Raw genomic sequence first — 16142 nt, forward strand, 5'->3', positions numbered from 1 at the left:
GGGGCAGGCCTAGCCGTCCGGCGCAATCAGCCCAAGCCCGCGCAGGTAGATGCCGATGCCGCTTTCCAGCAGGTCTTCGGGCGGGAAAGGCGAGGCGGCGCCGGGGGAATTGCGCGCATAAAGCTCCACCACCCCGTGGCTCATGGCCAGCACATGGGCCGAGAACATCGAGGCCGGCGGGCGTTTGTCCGCCGGGATATGCTGGCTCAGGTCCGCGGCGGCACGCTCAAGGATCGCCCGGGCACGGGCGGCGGCATCGGCCAGCTCCGGCGTCCGGTTCACTGAAATGCCGCTTTCGAACATGGCGATGTAGTGGCCGGGATGTTTGCGGGCAAAGGCGAGATAGGCGCGTCCCGTCGCCTCGAACGCCGCCAGCGCCGAGGGCTGGTACTTGTCATAGGCGTGCCGCATCAGGTCGGCAAACATCACATAGCCCTGCCGCGAGGCCTCGGCGATCAGGTCCTCGCGCCCTTCGAAATGGCGGTAGACCGCCGCCGGGGTAACACCCGCCTGCTTGGCCGCTTCCGACAGGGTGAACCCGGCCGGGCCCTTGGCCTCGATCAGCTGCAGGGCGGCTTCGACCAGCGCCTGGCGCAGGTTGCCGTGATGATAACCGCGTTTAGGCATCCCAGATATCCGGGCCTCCGCAAATCTTGGTGTCCAGAGCGCCGATGGCCCGGGTGTCCTTGTTGCCATAGCTGATGGCGTGCAGCACGGTGCGCATCGCTGCCAGCCGAGCGCGCCTTTTGTCATCCGACCGAATGATGGTCCAGGGCGCCTCAGTGCTATGGCTGCGCGCAAAGGTTTCTGCAATGGCGGAGCTGTAATCGTCCCATTTTTCCAGCCCCTTCACGTCAATCGGGCTTAGCTTCCATTGCTTCAGGGGATCGGATTCCCGCGCCAGGATCCGGCGCAGCTGTTCGGCCCGGCCGACATTCAGCCAGAATTTGAACAAGTGGATGCCGTCCTCGGCCAGCGCCCGTTCGAATCCCGGAACCTGATGGAAAAACCGCTCGCGCTGCGCGTCCGTGCAAAAGCCGAAAACCTTCTCCACCACGCCGCGGTTGTACCAGCTGCGGTCGAAAAACACGATCTCTCCGCCGCCCGGCAGATGCTGGACATAACGCTGGAAATACCACTGGCCTTGTTCCGTCTCAGTGGGCTTGGGCAGCGCCACAACGCGCGCGCCGCGCGGGTTCAGGTTTTCCCGGAACCGCTTGATGGTGCCGCCTTTGCCTGCCGCATCGCGGCCCTCAAAGACTAGGGCAATGCGGGCACCGCTGGATTTGACCCAGGATTGCAGCTTCACCAGTTCTATTTGCAGCGCTTCCAGTTCCGCCTCATAGGCCTTGCGTTTCATCCGCTCCCGGTGCGGATAGCTGGGGCTGAGGATGTCATCCTCGCCCGCGCCCCGGATGGCCTTGCGGACGTCCTTCGGTGCGCCGTTCTGGAAATAGCGGCTGATGGCCCCGTCAAACGGCAGCGGCATGTGCAAAACCCTTCTGTCCTCAATCCCTTATACGGGAAGAGAGTATGGAATGTGAATCGCTTTGACGCAAATGTGCCCGTGCTCCGCCTGCACGCTTTGACAAAAGCGCGCCGGCGGCGGGGCCCGTTGCAGCCCCGGGCCTGGCCGGGGCTGCAAGCCGGGATTGCCTTATACTTTGAGTTTTTTGCGCAGCCGCCTGATTTTCGATTTCAGCTTGAATCCCTTTTCCAGGCTGGCGCTGTTGGTTGCCTTCCACCATTCCCGGTCCTTGGGCCAGCTTCGCCAAACGATGCCATCCTCAGCTGTCAGATGAGAAATGCATTCTTCCTCACCCTCTTTGGATGTGAGCTGGCCGTCCACGGACCAGTACCAGGTCAAGTTTTGGCAAACGCGGCCTTTTCCGTCGATACGCCACGTACCGACGCCAACGCTGTTCGGGTGCTGGGCGCAATAGGCCTGCGCTTCCCAGCGGGGCCCGTAGTATATTCCCCCCTGGCATTTCTTCCATATCTGGGTTTTGCCGCCGTACAGGGCCGCAAGCGCCTGTCCGCCAGTAACCGATGCATTCCTTGGCTTCGGATCTGCAAAGGCGCCGGCCGCAAACAAAAATGTGCCAGTAATCGTTACACTGATGGCGAGTTTGAATGGCTTCATTTTTCCCTCCATTACCAGAAGGATAGTATAACACAATTTGCGGTAATTTTCCGCCTGAGTTGAGCGTCCGGGATTCCATTCAACAGGGCGTAGCTGCTGCTCACGCGCCAATTTGCGAGCAGGCAGGGCGCAGGCCGGAGACCTGGAGACAGGTTTCCGGCGGAATCCGCTTGCAGCGGAACGGGAGGCTGCAAGCGGAAATGCACAGCCGGACGCGGAACATGCTTGTCAGATCAGCCTCCTAATGGCCGATCTGCTCCATTTCATATGGCGTGGTCTGGTAGATCTCGTTGATCCAGTTGCCATACAGAAGATGCGCGTGGCTGCGCCAGCGGTTCTGCGGCTGTCGGCTGGGATCATCGTTCGGGTAGTAGTTGCCCGGCACGTTGATCGGCGTGCCATTGGCCACGTCGCGGTCGTATTCCTGCTTCAGCGTATCGCTGTCGTATTCGAAATGGTTGAAGATATAGAGCGCCCGGTGCGCCTTATCCTCGATCAGGCAGGGGCCGACCTCGTCACTGCCCAGCAGCGTTTTCAGTCCGGCAACCGCGTCGACCTCCGCCTGTTTCATCTCGGTCCAGCGGCTGACCGGGATCACGAAATCGTCGGAGAAGCCGCGCAGGTATGGCGAGGCCGGCGCCAGGTTCCGGTGCCGGAAGCAGCCGAACGCCTTGTGGTCCAGCATGTGCTTTTTCACGCCGTGGAAATGGTTGATCATCGCCATGCCGCCCCAGCAGACGCCAAAGGTCGAATGCACGTTGGTCTGGGTCCATTCGAACACCTCGCGCATTTCGTCCCAATAGGTGACCTCCGGAAACTCCAGATGCTCGATCGGCGCGCCGGTGATGATCAGCCCGTCGAACTTCTCGTGCTTCACTTCCTGGAAGGAGTGGTAGAACTCCTCCATATGCTCCGCCGCGGTGTTCTTGGTCTGATGCTCGGTCATCCGGATCAGGCTCAGATCGATCTGCAGAGGGGTTGCCCCGATCAGCCGGGCAAACTGGTTCTCGGTCTGGATCTTCTTGGGCATCAGGTTGAGCAAGCCGATGCGGATCGGCCGGATGTCCTGACGCGCCGCCTGATCCGGCGACATGACCATCACGCCTTCGTTCGTCAGAACGTCATAGGCGGGGAGGTCTGCGGGGATCTTGATGGGCATGTCACTGTCCTGATTTGCGGAAAAATGTGCGATATAGCGGAAGCCGACAGATAAGCGGCTTAGCCGCGGGCCTCAAGAGCCGAGGCGATCAAATCCACGAAACCGGCCTCATCCCTGACGGCGGAAATCTGGTCGGCGGTGACGGTAACGCCCCAATTGTCCGCCATCGCCTGATAGCGCGGCTGGCGGTGCGCCAGCGCCTGGGCATAGGTCCAGCGGATAAAGGCGTCGGGGTCCACATCCGCCTCAGCTATGCCGTTTTCCTTGAGGTACTCCTGCCAGACCCGGTTCAGGAACTCGGGCTGATAGGACATCGGCTTGGGCGCGCGGTCAAAGCGGCGCACCAGTTCGGCGGTGTGTTCGTCGCTGCCCTTGATCCAGACCATCAGCGTGTGCTTGCTGAGTTCGGTCAGGATCTGGTCGTTGGGATCGTTTGCATCCACCCATTCGCAGATCGACCCGCCGGTGTCGCAGATGAAATTGGGATAGCCATACAGCTGCTGCGCCCGGCCTGCGAAATATTCCGTATCCAGCAGCGCGCGGATCTCGGCAATCCGGAACTGCTCCTGCCGGCGCCTGTATTCAGCAATCGGAAGCCCGCCCTTGGCGGTATCGCCAGGCTTGCCCAGGTAGGCAGAGACCGGCCGCAGGTTCTCAAAGGTGATGTTGGAGCCGATGAAGATCGAATCCGTCAGCAGCAGCTCGCGCAGGAACGGCACCTTCATCGCCTCCGCCTTGGCGTTGTCAGCGATGTACTCACCCATGTAGCGGGTGCCGATGCGGTAATCGATCGAGTAGTGGAACCAGCTGCCCGCGCCGCGCAGGACGTTGCTGACATATGTTTTGCCAAGCCCGGACATGCCAAAGAACAGCACCCGTTTGCTGCGGGCGTCGCGCCAGTCCTGTGCGGAAGAGTAAAGCATGAGATCCCAAGTCCCTGAAGGTTTCACGCCTTGCTAATCACCTGCGCGGGCCTGGTCAATTCCGTGCGCGCTTGCGCCGCAATCCGTTCTTGCCGTTCAGGACCGCCAGTCCCGCCGCCAGCAGCGCAAAACCGGCGTAGGCCTGCGGCCGCAAAGCCTCCCCCAGCACCAGCGCGCCCAGTCCGATGGCGACCGGCGGGATGATCAGCGTCACCAGCATCAGGTTGCCGCTGCCCGCCAGCCCCAGCACCCGGTAGTACAGCAGATAGGCCCCGGCGGTGGCGACCAGCGAGAAATAGGCGATGGAGATCCAGGTGCTTGCCTCCAGCGCCAGCGCGGGCGGACCGTCGATCACCAGCGCTGCCGGAGCCAGGCACAGGGTGGAGCCGGTCAGCATTCCCGCCGCCGCCACCTGCGGCGGCAGGCCGGACAGGTTCAGCCGCGCCCAGGCGCTGGCAAAGGCATAGGACACCGTGCCCGCCAGCACCGCCAGCTGCGCGGTGCTGCGGATGTCGAAAGCGGCAAATTGCTCCAGGCCGATGGCCGTGGCCACCCCCAGGAAGCCAATCCCCACTCCCAGCACCTTGCGCGCCGTCAGCCGCTCATCGGCAAAGACCAGGGCCGCCACGATCACTCCGAAAATTGCCGTCGCCGCATTCAGGATCGAGGTGAGGCCGGTTTCGATATGCAGCTGTCCCCAGGCCATCAGCCCGAAGGGGATCACATTGTTCAACAGCCCCATCACCAGGAAGGCGCCCCAGATCCGCGGGTCCTTGGGCACCGGCAGCCGCATCATCAGCACCACGGCCCACAAAAACAGCGCGGCCCAGCCGCAGCGGTGCAGCACCAGGGTGGCTACGGGGATTTCATCCAGGGCGATGCGGATCGACAGGAACGATCCGCCCCAGATCACGCCGAGCAGGATCAGCTCGGCCCAGGCGCGGGGCGATATGGTCTTTTGCGGGGTCATGGGGGGCAGGTAATGCCCAGGCCGGCGCCAAGCGACCCGTTTCTTGCGGCAAAAGAAAACCCCGCCCGGAAACGGGGCGGGGCGGAAGCAGTTTCTGCACAGGCAGCTGCCTGCCGGAGGATCAGAAGTTGTAGCCGACCTTCAGGCCAAAGCTGACGGCGTCATTGTCCTGGAAGTTGGTGACCGGGTTGCCGCCGGGAGAGGCGACCGCATCGCCCAGCTGGGTGTAGCGGATGCCGGCCGAGATCGTCATCCTGTCCTGCTTGTACTGCACGCCAAGGCGGATCGCCTCGTAGCCGTGCGTCGGCGCCAGCGGCGACACCAGATCATCCCCGTCAACATCAGCATAGATCAGCGCCAGCGAGCCGGACCATTGCTCGTTGAAGCGGCGGCCGACACCCAGCGTGTAGGTGAAGGAATCATCCAGGTCGATCAGGTCGCGGCCCAGAACCGTGGGAGCCAGGTCGGTCACACTGTGTTCGGCCCAGCGGATGCTGCCAAACAGCAGCGTGTCCTTGGCGACGCCGGTCTGGAAGTCCAGGTTCACCGATTGCGGCGTCTTGGTCTTGGTCGACGTCGTGGCGTTCGCGGCGGGGAAGCCGGCAAAGCTTTCGTTCAGGTTCAGATCATGTTCGATTTCCGAACTGTAGGTCAGCGCTGCACGCAGGGCGATTTCGGGGATCTCGTAGGCGGCACCAGCCACCCAGCCAAAGGCGCCGTCCTTGTTGACCCGCACGTTGTAGGTGCCCCCGGGAATTGCGGCGTAGGCAGCGCCGGCCAGATTGATTTGGCCATCGATCTCCTGGTAGCGGAGACCGCCATGAACGCTGAAGCGTTCATTGAACTTGTAGCGCAGAAGGGCGGTGACAGCGTTCGAATCCGCCTGCGCGGTCGTGCCGCCAAGCAGCACGGACCCGCCCGCCGGATAGTCGACATCCACACCCCAGGGCTGATCGAAGATCAGGGCAAAGGACAGCTGCTCGCTGAGGTCCCGTTTGTAACCCGCGCCGAACATGCTGAAGCGGTCGCCGACATCTCCGGTGGCAGAGCCAAGCGGGTTCAGGACTGTCCGGTCGTTGCCCGACAGGTCCACGGATGTGGTCGCAAACGAGAATTCCGCGTAGGTGCCTTCCTCGAAGATGATGCCGATCGGCTGGCCGGTGCGGTCCAGGCCGCTCGCCATGGCTGAGCCGGATACCAGCGCCAAAGCCGCCGGCGTTGCAAGATAGCGTTTCATTGTTCCTCCCTGAATTGCGGCTGATGAGTGCCGCTTTACGCGAACGTAATCGGCGGGATTTCCGCAAATCAACATTAACCGCGCGGAAACTAGCCGGATTCAATCAATTCGGGGTGGAATGGACGGGCTTTCCTGCAACTATATTGAGATAATTCGCTATGCAGATGATGGCCGCACCGCTCAGCACCCAGGCATCCAGCGCCTCACCATAGATCACCATGCCTAGGATCGCGATGGCCGGCAGGCGGGCAAAATCGACCGGTACCACCACGCTGGCGGGGGCCAGCGACAGCGCGGTGGTCAGGCAGAAATGCGCAGTGAGGCCGGCAATGCCGATCAGCACCAGCCAGGGCAGGGTGGCGGCACCCGGCAGCGCCATGTCGCCGTCCCAGCCCGCCGCCAGCAGGCCCATCACCAACTGCATCGACGTGAGCCAGAACAGGATCGAGCCGGTTTTCTCGTGCCGGGTCAGGCGTTTGGTCAGGATCGCGGTGAGCGCAAAGAAGATCGCGCAGCTGGCCGCCGCCACCAGACCCGGATTCAGCGTGTCCGGACTGGGGCGGGCCACGATCAGAATGCCGGCAAAGCCCAGGCACACCGCCAGCATCCGCCGCCGGGTCAGGATCTCGCCCAGCAGGAGCGGCGACAGGATTATGACCCACAAGGGCGAGGTGAATTCCAGCGCAAAGACCTGCGCCAGCGGCACCAGTGTCACCGCCAAGAACCACAGGTTCTGGCCGGTGAAGTGGAACATGTTGCGCATCAGATGCACGCCCAGCCGGTCCCGCTGCACCTGGTGCCAGCGCCCGGTGGCGGTCAGCGCCACCGCAACGATCAGCAGGCCCACCAGGCTGCGGTAGGTCATGATCTCGAAGGTGTCCAGCGTCAGCCCGGCCTCGCGGCCGGCAATGGCCATGGCGGAAAAGGAGATGATGGCGCCGACCATCCACAGGGCCGCCAGTCCCGTGCGCGCTTCACCATCTGCCATGCCGGCGTCTCCCCGTTTGTTCCGGCAGGACCAGACAGGGATTCCGTGCCGGGGGTCAAGCACAAGATAGGCCCGGCTGCAGCAGGAGCGCAGCAGGGCCGGGCAGCAGGTTCCGCCGTGCCGCTGCCGCCGGAGATGCGGAGATCAGGCCGCGGCGCTGCGCTGTGCCGGAGCGTCCAGGGCGCGGCCCGCGTTGATGTAGGCGGTCGCTGTGGCCACCGGGTCGAAATCCAGCCGGTCCAGCAGGATCCGGATTTCGGCGGTCAGCGCTTCGGTGACCTCGGACTGGTTGCGGGTGGCGTTCTTCTTCTCAGGCAGCACCGGCGCGCCGCCGCAGCCCAGGGCGGCCAGCAGTTTGGCAGCGCCCTCCGGCTTGGTGGCCTCTTCCAGCCTGGCTTCGACAAAATTGACCCGGCCGGCGTATTTGATCTGGTAGTAGGCATAGCGCGCTTCCATTTCCAGCGCGTACCAGATGGCCCAGCCGATCTGCCCCATCTGGTGGAAGACGGACGGGTTCACGATCACGTTGCGGTAGCTCATGTCCAGGTACCATTGCCAGGGGATGGTGATGTTCTGGAAGTCATTGCGTCCGACGTAGCTGGCGCATTGCTTGGCCAGGTCGCGGCGCAGGACGATGACAGCGGTGCGGCTGCAGATGCTGCTGTCCGCCAGCGCCTCGATCAGCCCGCATTTGCCCAGCGTGTGGTTGGACTCGGCATATGGCGCCTGGAGCGAGCCCAGCTTGTTGTGCCAGAAGTCCCGCATCACCCCGTCCATGCCCAGGGTATTGAACCTGCGCATATGGCGGATTTCCGGCATTGCCGTGCCGAAATCCTCGACGCCCAGGGGTTCGTGCACGGAGCGTATCTGCAGGTTGTCCCCCAGGAATTGCGCCAGCCAGGCTGTGCCGGTCCGCCCGGCGGACAGGGTAAAGATAAAGTCGTTTTTGCCGGCCGGCTCCGCCCTGGCCATGGCGGGCACTGTGCCAGGGCGGGTGTAGCCGAATTTGCGGATCTCGGCTGCGCATTGTTCTGCCACGGTATCGGCCGCCCCCGGGTGCCGGGTGTACAGCGTGTCCGGATCGGCCCCGCTGCGCGGCCGGAAGGCGCCTTTGGCGCGCAGTCCGCAGAACCGCTCCCACAGCCCGTCAATGCCAAGCGCGGCGATATCGTCCTCCAGATGCTCGTAGCGCAGGTAGACGTCCATCGCATCCGGCCCCTCCAGCGGGGCGATGCGGCAGTTCTCGGTCAGCATTCCCTTGAATTCGCGCACGAATTTTCCGAACGGAATGCCGGCAACGTCGGCTTTCTCCCAGTAGTAGCGGGAGATGATGGCATCATAGGGATCCCGCCAGATGGTGACCTTGGTGTAGCTGTCCCAGATATCCTGCGGGATGCTGGCTTTGGCCTGGGCCGCGGGGATGTGGTTAAAGAACAGCGCAGCTGTCTCAGTGCCGTCGGGCCAGGCCTGCTGCTCGTGATTCTGCGCTCCGGGATAGCCCAAGTCGGCACGGGTCTTTTCGTCGTCGGGGGAAATCGGGGTGATGACACTGGTTTCGTCGCAGAAACTGGACAGGGCGATTTCAAAAGATGTGCCGCCAACCTTCTTGGTCTTGATGAAGATAAGTTTCAGCGGGTGGCAAATGATCATTGGATTCTCCAAACCGGCGGTGTTTGGGGAACTATTTCATTAACACCTGACGGATTGGTTAACCGGCCCGGACAAACAGAACCCCCGGCCACTGGGCCGGGGGGCTTTAAAAAACGGGGTTATTCCCACTCGATGGTGCCCGGAGGCTTCGAGGTGATGTCATAGGTGCAGCGGTTGATGCCCTTGACCTCGTTGATGATCCTGGTGGCGGTCTCACCCAGGAAGTCATGGCTGAACGGGTAGTAATCCGCCGTCATGCCGTCCACGGATGTCACCGCGCGCAGCGCGCAGGCGTAGTCATAGGTGCGGCCGTCGCCCATCACGCCGACGGTGCGGACCGGCAGGATGGCCACGAAGGCCTGCCAGATTTCGTCGTACAGGCCGTGGCGGCGGATCTGGTCGATATAGACCGCGTCCGCCTCGCGCAGGATTTCCAGCTTCTCGCGGGTGATCTCGCCGGGGCAGCGGATCGCCAGCCCCGGTCCGGGGAAGGGGTGGCGGCCGATGAACGACTGCGGCAGACCCAGTTCGCGGCCCAGGGCGCGGACTTCGTCCTTGAACAGCTCGCGCAGCGGCTCGACCAGTTTCAGGCCCATCTTTTCAGGCAGGCCGCCGACATTGTGATGCGACTTGATGGTGACCGAGGGGCCGCCGGAGAAAGAGACCGACTCGATCACATCCGGATACAGGGTGCCCTGCGCCAGGAATTCGGCGCCGTCGATGGTGTCGGCGTGTTTCTGGAACACGTCGATGAACAGCTTGCCGATGATCTTGCGCTTGGTCTCCGGGTCGGAGACGCCATCCAGCTCGCCCAGGAACAGCTCGCTTTCGTCCGCGTGGATCAGCTGGATGTTGTAGTTGTCGCGGAACATCTTGACGACTTCTTCCGCCTCGTTCTTGCGCAGCAGCCCGTGGTCGACAAAGACGCAAGTGAGCTGGTCGCCGATCGCTTCGTGGATCAGGATCGCCGCAACCGAGGAATCGACGCCGCCGGACAGGCCGCAGATTACCTTCTTTTCGCCGACTTGCGCGCGGATCTTCTCGATCATCTGCTCGCGGTAGGCGCCCATGGTCCAGTCGCCCTTGAAACCCGCCAGACGCACGAAGTTCTCATAGAGCTTGGCGCCGTTCGGGGTGTGATGCACCTCGGGGTGGAACTGCACCGCATAGAAATTGTGGCTGACATCGGCGGTGATGGCAAAGGGCGCATTGGGGGAGGTGCCATAGACCTCGAACCCCGGCGCGATCTGGCTGACGTGGTCGCCGTGGGACATCCAGACCTGCTCGCGGTCGGCGTCATTGGCGAACCAGCCTTCCAGCAGCGGCGGGGTCTCCACGGTGGGGGTGACATAGGCGCGGCCGAATTCGGCGGTGCCGTGGCCGCTTTCCACCTTGCCGCCCAGCTGATGCATCATCACCTGCTGGCCATAGCAGATGCCGAGGATCGGCACGCCATAGTCGAAAATCTCCTGCGGCGCCCGCGGAGATCCCTCGCGCGTCACGCTGTCCGGCCCGCCGGAGAAGATCACCGCCTTGGGCGCCAGTTGGCGCACAAAGTCCATGGTGACATTCTGATAGGGGTGGATTTCGCAATAGACGTTCAGCTCGCGCAGGCGGCGCGCAATCAGCTGCGTGACCTGGCTGCCAAAGTCGATGATGAGAAGGCGGTCATGGGATGTCTCTGTCATGCACGCGCCATAGGGCAGGAAAGCGGTTTCTGCAAGGGGGTTTGGCCCCGCGGCGGCGCGCGGCCCGGTTTTTCACGGCGGGCCGGTGCGGAATGCGGAAAGGTATGCCAAAGTCCACCGCCGCGGTGCAAAATGCCCCGGCAATGTCGCTTTTCAACTTGAATGGCCGTAATCCTGCGGCGGCGGCGCACGCACTGGCTATAATACCCTTCGCAATGAAATGCCTGTGGTGAGGATAAACCATGACAGAAGCAGCACCGCGCCGTCGCGCCCGGGGTGGCGGAGGCGCCGCCCGCCGCGCAGAACGCACCAGCGTCAAGATCGAGACCGCCAAGTACATCGAGCGCAACATCCCGAACTTCGAGATCCTGAACGCGGAAGCGCTGGAGATCATCGAGCATAACGCCGACACCATTCTGGAAGAGGTCGGCGTCAACTTCGTTGACAACCCGGCGGCGCTGGAGCGCTGGCGCGAAGCCGGTGCGGATGTGCAGGGCGAGCGCGTGCGCATCCCCCGCGGCCTGGCCCGCAAGCTGTGCGGAACCGCGCCCGCGGAATTCACCCAGCACGCCCGCAACCCCGAGAAATCGGTGGTCATCGGCGGCCGCAACCTGGTTCTGGCGCCGGTCTACGGCCCGCCCTTCGTGCGCGACCGCAACGGCGGCCGCCGCTATGCGACCATGGACGACTTCAACAAGTTCGTGAAGCTGGCCTATATGTCGAAGTGGCTGCACCACTCCGGCGGCACCGTCTGCGAGCCGACCGACATCCCGGTGAACAAGCGCCATCTGGACATGCTGATGGCCCACATGACCCTCAGCGACAAGCCGTTCATGGGCTCGGTCACCGAACCCAGCCGCGCCCAGGACTCGGTCGACATGGCCGGCATCCTGTTCGGCCAGGAGTTCGTGCAGAACAACACCGTGATGACCTCGCTGACCAACATCAACTCGCCGATGACCTTCGACGATGTGATGATGGGCTCGCTGGAAGTCTATGCCCAGAACATGCAGGCCTGTATCATCTCGCCGTTCATCGTCGGCGGCGCCATGGCGCCGGTGTCGGTTGCCGGCACCCTGACGCAGGTTCTGGCCGAGGTTCTGGCCGGCATCGCCTACAGCCAGCTGTGCCGCCCCGGCGCGCCCGCGATCTTCGGCGCCTTCGTGTCCTCGATCGACATGAACTCCGGCGCGCCGACCTTCGGCACCCCCGAGGCGTCGCTTGTCACCTATGGCGCAGGCCAGCTGGCCCGCCGCCTCGGTGTGCCGTTCCGCTCGGCCGGCTCGTTCTGCGGCTCCAAGCTGCCCGACGCGCAGGCCGCGTATGAAACCGCCAACTCGCTCAACATGGGCCTGCTGTCCGGCGTCAACTTCATGCTGCACTCCTGCGGCTGGCTCGAAGGCGGCCTGGTCGCCGACTTTGAGAAGTTCGTGATGGACGCCGACCAGCTGGGCGTGCTGCATGGCCTTGCCAAGGGCGTCTCCGTCGACGAGAACGGCCAGGCGATGGAAGCCATCCGCGAGGTCGGCCCCGGCGGCCACTACCTGGGCTGCGAGCATACCCAGGCCAACTTCAAATCGGCCTTCTGGAAGTCCGAGCTGCTGGACTACAAGCCGTTTGAACAATGGGAAGAGGAAGGCGCGCGCGACACCTACGCGCTGGCCTCCAACCGGGTCGAGAAGCTGCTGGCCACCTATGAGCAGCCCGCAATGGATCCGGCGGTCAAGCAGGCGCTTGAAGAGTACGTGGCCGAGAAGAAAGCCTCGATGCCCGACGCCTTCATGTAAGCGCGCCTGCGACAGCTCAGGGGCAGGGGGCTGCGCTCTCTGCCGCATCGGAACGGCGGTCCGCATGGGCCGCCGTTCCTGCATCCCGCAGGTGCTCCGGCCTGTGCAGGTAACCCGCTTCGCCAGCCAGCGCGATCAGCACATCCACATGGCGGATCAGCGAATACCCGGCTTCTCCCGCCAGACGCGCGGCGTTGAAGGCGCTTTCTATTTCCAGCAGCCGCATCACGGCGGCAGCGGGCTTGGGGACCGCCCCGTAGCCCAGTATCCGGCGCAAGTCGCGCTTGCGGCAATAGTTCTGTGCCCCAAGGCGGGCCGCCCGTGCCAGGATCCGCGGGCGCCGGAGCAAGGTAAGCCGGCTGAATACATCCTGCATTGTCCTCTCCTTTCCATTCTCAGTACCGGCTCTGCTATACCACAACCTTACGTAGTGTTGCGGATGGGTAGCTACCGGCGAACGGTACGTTTTGTGATGATTATTTATTTTCGGGAAACAATGACGCCTGATCCGCGATTTTTGTTCACATGCAGTCGGGTGTTCGTGGAAAGGCCGTAGGCGTCATATTGCAGCCGGCAGGCGGACCCGACTGACGACCGGGGGTTGATATATGCAAAACATACCGCAGGCGCCCTTGCCTGGCTGGGTCCCGCTTGAGACATGCCGCTACCTTCAGCACACGGAGGCGGGGAGGCCGATCCGGCAACTGGCCCGCAAGGCGGGATGCCATCCCTCCACCATACTGCGCCAGGTGCGGCGGGTAGAGACGCTGCGGGACGATCCGCTGATCGACGAAGTGCTGACCTATCTGGCCGGGCGCTATCAGGCGGCTGCCCTGAAACCTGGTCCTGCCGCCGGCAAGCAGGCGGCCCCCCGCGGCCTGTCGGCGGGGTTCGAGCAGGAAGCGGCCAGCGTGCTGACGCTGCTCAGCCGCGGCGGTGCGGTGCTGGCTGCGGCCGAGGGCATGGAAATGGCGGTTGTCGTGCGCGAAGGTGCCGAGGCGGATGGCCAGAAGGTGGCGGTTTCGCGCCCGCTCGCCGGGGCGCTGGCCCTGACCGGATGGATTGCCTGCTCGCGGCAGGGGCGGATCAGCCGCTACTCCATCACCACTGCAGGCCGTGCCGCGCTGAACCGGATCATTGCCGATCAGGAAAACCGCGCCCGGGCGCGGCTGGAGGGCGGTTTTGCCGAGGCGCAGATCCCCTTTGCCGCCCACGAAGCCCCCGGCGGCGGCGGTTATGGCCGCAAACCACGCTATGGCAGCTCGGAGACGCCGCTGGAAATGCTGGCCCGGCTGGCGGACAAGGACGGAAATCCATTTCTGAGTCCGGGCATGGTCACGGCCGGAAAACGGCTGCGGGAAGACTTCGAGCTGGCCCAGATCAGCGGTCATCTGAGGCAGGAAAAGCTTTACTTCACCCAGGCAAGCCGAGCGATGCGCAGCAGCAGCCAGGAAGCCGGCGCGGCCGCGCGCGAGAGGATGACTGATGCGTTGCAGAAACTGGGCGCGGGGCTCAGCGATATTGCCCTGCGCTGCTGCTGCCATCTGGAAGGGCTGGAAACCGCCGAGCGCAACCTGGGCTGGCCGGCCCGCTCCGGCAAGGTGGTGCTGCGGATCGCCCTGCAGCATCTCGCGGAATATTACGGCGAGGGCAGGGAGCAGGAAGCGGAGCTGATCGGCTGAGCATGCCGCAATGCAAACGAATACGGGCCCGCACCTGGCGGGCCCGTGAAAATGCCTGAAACGGCAAAGCCTTAGGCGGCGACTTCTGCCTTGGCTTCGGTCAGGTGCTTCAGCACGGTCTCCGGCGAGGAGACGCCATAGGGGTCTTCCGGGTGGTTGTCGGACAGGCCCGGCTCTTCGAACCATGCCTCGACCACACCGTCGTTGATGATGGCGGCATAACGCCAGGAGCGCGCGCCGAAGCCGAGGTTGGCCTTGTCGACCAGCATGCCCATTTTGCGGGTGAACTCGCCGGAGCCGTCCGGGATCACCTTGACGTTTACCAGGTTCTGCGCTTCGGCCCATTTGTTCATCACGAAGCTGTCGTTCACCGACATGCAGTAGATTTCATCGATGCCTTCGGCCTGGAAATCGGCAAAGCCTTTTTCAAAGCCCGGCAGCTGGTAGGTGGAGCAGGTCGGGGTAAAGGCGCCGGGCAGCGAGAACAGCACAACGCGCTTGCCTGCAAAATAGTCGGCGGTGGTCTTGTCTTCCCAGCGGAAGGGGTTCGGGCCTTCGACCGCTTCGTCACGGACGCGGGTGTGGAAGGTCACGTCGGGCAGCTTAACGCCAGCTTTCATTTCGGAATGCTCCTGAAGGTGAGTGTTCGTTCGGCGCGCAGGCTTAAAATGATTCTAAGCTGGGGGCAACAACCGCGTGCGCCGGAGGCAAAGGTTCCGGACAAGACGCCGCAGATGCGCCGCCCGGGCGGCCGGATACGGCGCCGGGATCCCGTTTTTTATTCCGTCAGGAGGCTGGCAGCTGCTAGGCCGCGGCCTTTTTGATCGTCACCGTGGTGCCGCGCAGCTTGCGCTCGGCCGCGGCGGTGAGGTCATTGAATTTCTTCAATGTGGCCAGCAGCTTCTTCTTGTCCTTCGAATCGTCGATCGCGCCCGGGAACTTCTTCTTCACGGTCTGGTACTGGTCGTTGATCTTCTTCAGATCCTTGAACTTCGCCGCCGCCGCCTTGAGGTCCGGCGCCGCGGCCTTGAGATCCTTTCCGGCCTTGTCGATGGCCGCGATGCAATGGGCGTTGATTGCCTTCACCAGGATGCCGACCTGATTGGTGTATTTCTTCAGATTCCGGTCCACCAGAAGCTGCGGCAGCTCGGTTGCGTCCAGCTTTTTGTCGTGGCCTTCCGGGTTTTCCTTCATGATCCTGGCGACGGTTTTCTGGAAATTCGCCGCATACAGTTTTTGCGCCGCATTCAGCTTGCCTTCGTATTCCGAGGCCTTCTTCACCTCGGCAATCTCCTTGGCCAGCGTCCCCTGCAGCCCCTCGATGTCCTTCTTGGAGGCAGAGGTTTTCGACCGTTTCTTCAGGTCTTTCTCGATGTCGCCGGCCAGCTTGTTCATCTTGGCCATATGCGCCTTGGCCTCGGTGCAGAAGCCTTTCATCGCGTCGACTTCCTGCTGATGGATGTCCACCGATTTGTTCCAGGTGGCCATGCCATCCTTGAAATGCTTGTTCTTCTGGAAATCGGCCATCTTGCCGGAGGTCACCCCGTCGGCCCGCGCCTTGGCCAGGCTCTCGCGGAAATAGTCTTCGCCCTCCCAGGCATTGCCCAGCGAAATCCCGATCCGCTTTTTCAGCTTGTCGCCCTCGGCGGCGGTGTATTTCTTGGTGGCTGCGGCCAGCTTCTTGTGTTCTGTCTTGAACTTCTCCAGCTCCTTGGCCATGGGTCCCTCCCTGAACGTGTCAACGGCGTGATTGATTGGCTTGAGCGGATTATGTGTCCTGTTGCGGCGTTTTGGCAAAAGAAAACGGCGCATTTCCCGAGTTTGAGCCATGACAAAGCCGCAGGACAGGGTTGACGATATGACCGTGCCAAGCCAGATCAGCTGTGTTAAACCCGCTCAGAACGCCAAAGGCCGG

Annotated in this window: 15 protein-coding genes; 2 read left to right on the plus strand and 13 right to left on the minus strand. The window is 63.1% G+C overall.

All coding sequences use genetic code 11. The features are described from left to right. Nucleotides 1–9 precede the first annotated feature (9 nt). The 10 genes from OKQ63_RS08340 to guaA all read right to left on the minus strand — a co-directional run bounded on the left by OKQ63_RS08340 (nucleotide 10) and on the right by guaA (nucleotide 10758). Complete coding sequence (locus OKQ63_RS08340; RefSeq protein WP_264213466.1) at nucleotides 10–627, minus strand: TetR/AcrR family transcriptional regulator; 618 nt, start codon at nucleotides 625–627, stop codon at nucleotides 10–12. Continuing rightward, a complete protein-coding gene (ppk2, locus tag OKQ63_RS08345; RefSeq protein WP_264213467.1) occupies nucleotides 620–1489 on the minus strand; it encodes a polyphosphate kinase 2 in 870 nt (289 codons plus the stop codon). The genes OKQ63_RS08340 and ppk2 overlap by 8 nt, the downstream gene beginning before the upstream one ends. Before the next feature lie 168 nt (nucleotides 1490–1657). After that, nucleotides 1658–2143, minus strand: a complete 486-nt coding sequence (locus OKQ63_RS08350) for a DUF995 domain-containing protein (RefSeq protein WP_264213468.1) — start codon at nucleotides 2141–2143, stop codon at nucleotides 1658–1660. 241 nt (nucleotides 2144–2384) lie between these two features. After that, nucleotides 2385–3302, minus strand: coding sequence for a homoserine O-acetyltransferase MetA (gene metA / locus OKQ63_RS08355; protein ID WP_264213469.1), 918 nt, complete (start codon nucleotides 3300–3302; stop codon nucleotides 2385–2387). A 59-nt stretch (nucleotides 3303–3361) separates the two neighbouring features. Continuing rightward, nucleotides 3362–4225 (minus strand): ATPase, encoded by an 864-nt coding sequence (locus OKQ63_RS08360; RefSeq protein WP_264213470.1) that lies wholly within the window; start codon nucleotides 4223–4225, stop codon nucleotides 3362–3364. 55 nt (nucleotides 4226–4280) lie between these two features. Further along, nucleotides 4281–5195 carry a DMT family transporter gene (locus tag OKQ63_RS08365; protein WP_264213471.1) on the minus strand — a complete coding sequence of 305 codons (915 nt, stop codon included), beginning with the start codon at nucleotides 5193–5195 and terminating at the stop codon, nucleotides 4281–4283. 121 nt (nucleotides 5196–5316) lie between these two features. Then, the gene (locus OKQ63_RS08370) at nucleotides 5317–6432 is read right to left on the minus strand and encodes an OmpP1/FadL family transporter (RefSeq protein ID WP_264213472.1); all 1116 of its coding nucleotides are present in this window, start codon (nucleotides 6430–6432) and stop codon (nucleotides 5317–5319) included. Nucleotides 6433–6535: 103 nt separating this feature from the next. After that, complete coding sequence (locus OKQ63_RS08375; protein WP_264213473.1) at nucleotides 6536–7420, minus strand: DMT family transporter; 885 nt, start codon at nucleotides 7418–7420, stop codon at nucleotides 6536–6538. Nucleotides 7421–7564: 144 nt separating this feature from the next. After that, nucleotides 7565–9070, minus strand: a complete 1506-nt coding sequence (locus OKQ63_RS08380; RefSeq protein WP_264213474.1) for a hypothetical protein — start codon at nucleotides 9068–9070, stop codon at nucleotides 7565–7567. 119 nt (nucleotides 9071–9189) lie between these two features. Continuing rightward, complete coding sequence (guaA, locus tag OKQ63_RS08385) at nucleotides 9190–10758, minus strand: glutamine-hydrolyzing GMP synthase (RefSeq protein WP_264213475.1); 1569 nt, start codon at nucleotides 10756–10758, stop codon at nucleotides 9190–9192. Nucleotides 10759–11000: 242 nt separating this feature from the next. On the opposite strand from guaA, the gene OKQ63_RS08390 reads away from it, so the two are divergent. Continuing rightward, a complete protein-coding gene (locus OKQ63_RS08390; protein WP_264213476.1) occupies nucleotides 11001–12545 on the plus strand; it encodes a trimethylamine methyltransferase family protein in 1545 nt (514 codons plus the stop codon). Between the two features lie 16 nt (nucleotides 12546–12561). On the opposite strand, the gene OKQ63_RS08395 is transcribed toward OKQ63_RS08390, so the two are convergent. Continuing rightward, nucleotides 12562–12921 carry a DUF6477 family protein gene (locus OKQ63_RS08395; protein ID WP_264213477.1) on the minus strand — a complete coding sequence of 120 codons (360 nt, stop codon included), beginning with the start codon at nucleotides 12919–12921 and terminating at the stop codon, nucleotides 12562–12564. A gap of 232 nt (nucleotides 12922–13153) precedes the next feature. Here OKQ63_RS08395 and OKQ63_RS08400 point away from each other — a divergent pair, with 232 nt between their 5' ends. Then, the gene (locus OKQ63_RS08400) at nucleotides 13154–14227 is read left to right on the plus strand and encodes a helix-turn-helix domain-containing protein (protein ID WP_264213478.1); all 1074 of its coding nucleotides are present in this window, start codon (nucleotides 13154–13156) and stop codon (nucleotides 14225–14227) included. Between the two features lie 71 nt (nucleotides 14228–14298). On the opposite strand, the gene OKQ63_RS08405 is transcribed toward OKQ63_RS08400, so the two are convergent. Together OKQ63_RS08405 and OKQ63_RS08410 are read right to left on the minus strand one after the other, a co-directional pair. Continuing rightward, nucleotides 14299–14847 (minus strand): peroxiredoxin, encoded by a 549-nt coding sequence (locus OKQ63_RS08405; RefSeq protein ID WP_264213479.1) that lies wholly within the window; start codon nucleotides 14845–14847, stop codon nucleotides 14299–14301. Between the two features lie 184 nt (nucleotides 14848–15031). Continuing rightward, nucleotides 15032–15946 (minus strand): hypothetical protein, encoded by a 915-nt coding sequence (locus OKQ63_RS08410; RefSeq protein ID WP_264213480.1) that lies wholly within the window; start codon nucleotides 15944–15946, stop codon nucleotides 15032–15034. Between the last annotated feature and the right edge of the window lie 196 nt (nucleotides 15947–16142).

Origin of the sequence: Leisingera thetidis (assembly GCF_025857195.1) — a bacterium.
In the GTDB taxonomy this organism is placed as follows: Bacteria; Pseudomonadota; Alphaproteobacteria; order Rhodobacterales; family Rhodobacteraceae; genus Leisingera; species Leisingera thetidis.

What these genes read in the sequence shown, in the direction of transcription:
- OKQ63_RS08410 (WP_264213480.1), bottom strand. Translation starts at nt 15,946, where the DNA reads ATGGCCAAGGAGCTGGAGAAGTTCAAGACAGAACACAAGAAGCTGGCC.
- guaA (WP_264213475.1), bottom strand. Translation starts at nt 10,758, where the DNA reads ATGACAGAGACATCCCATGACCGCCTTCTCATCATCGACTTTGGCAGC.
- OKQ63_RS08400 (WP_264213478.1), top strand. Translation starts at nt 13,154, where the DNA reads ATGCAAAACATACCGCAGGCGCCCTTGCCTGGCTGGGTCCCGCTTGAG.
- OKQ63_RS08390 (WP_264213476.1), top strand. Translation starts at nt 11,001, where the DNA reads ATGACAGAAGCAGCACCGCGCCGTCGCGCCCGGGGTGGCGGAGGCGCC.
- OKQ63_RS08380 (WP_264213474.1), bottom strand. Translation starts at nt 9,070, where the DNA reads ATGATCATTTGCCACCCGCTGAAACTTATCTTCATCAAGACCAAGAAG.
- OKQ63_RS08360 (WP_264213470.1), bottom strand. Translation starts at nt 4,225, where the DNA reads ATGCTTTACTCTTCCGCACAGGACTGGCGCGACGCCCGCAGCAAACGG.
- OKQ63_RS08395 (WP_264213477.1), bottom strand. Translation starts at nt 12,921, where the DNA reads ATGCAGGATGTATTCAGCCGGCTTACCTTGCTCCGGCGCCCGCGGATC.
- OKQ63_RS08340 (WP_264213466.1), bottom strand. Translation starts at nt 627, where the DNA reads ATGCCTAAACGCGGTTATCATCACGGCAACCTGCGCCAGGCGCTGGTC.
- OKQ63_RS08365 (WP_264213471.1), bottom strand. Translation starts at nt 5,195, where the DNA reads ATGACCCCGCAAAAGACCATATCGCCCCGCGCCTGGGCCGAGCTGATC.
- OKQ63_RS08350 (WP_264213468.1), bottom strand. Translation starts at nt 2,143, where the DNA reads ATGAAGCCATTCAAACTCGCCATCAGTGTAACGATTACTGGCACATTT.
- OKQ63_RS08370 (WP_264213472.1), bottom strand. Translation starts at nt 6,432, where the DNA reads ATGAAACGCTATCTTGCAACGCCGGCGGCTTTGGCGCTGGTATCCGGC.
- metA (WP_264213469.1), bottom strand. Translation starts at nt 3,302, where the DNA reads ATGCCCATCAAGATCCCCGCAGACCTCCCCGCCTATGACGTTCTGACG.
- ppk2 (WP_264213467.1), bottom strand. Translation starts at nt 1,489, where the DNA reads ATGCCGCTGCCGTTTGACGGGGCCATCAGCCGCTATTTCCAGAACGGC.
- OKQ63_RS08375 (WP_264213473.1), bottom strand. Translation starts at nt 7,420, where the DNA reads ATGGCAGATGGTGAAGCGCGCACGGGACTGGCGGCCCTGTGGATGGTC.
- OKQ63_RS08405 (WP_264213479.1), bottom strand. Translation starts at nt 14,847, where the DNA reads ATGAAAGCTGGCGTTAAGCTGCCCGACGTGACCTTCCACACCCGCGTC.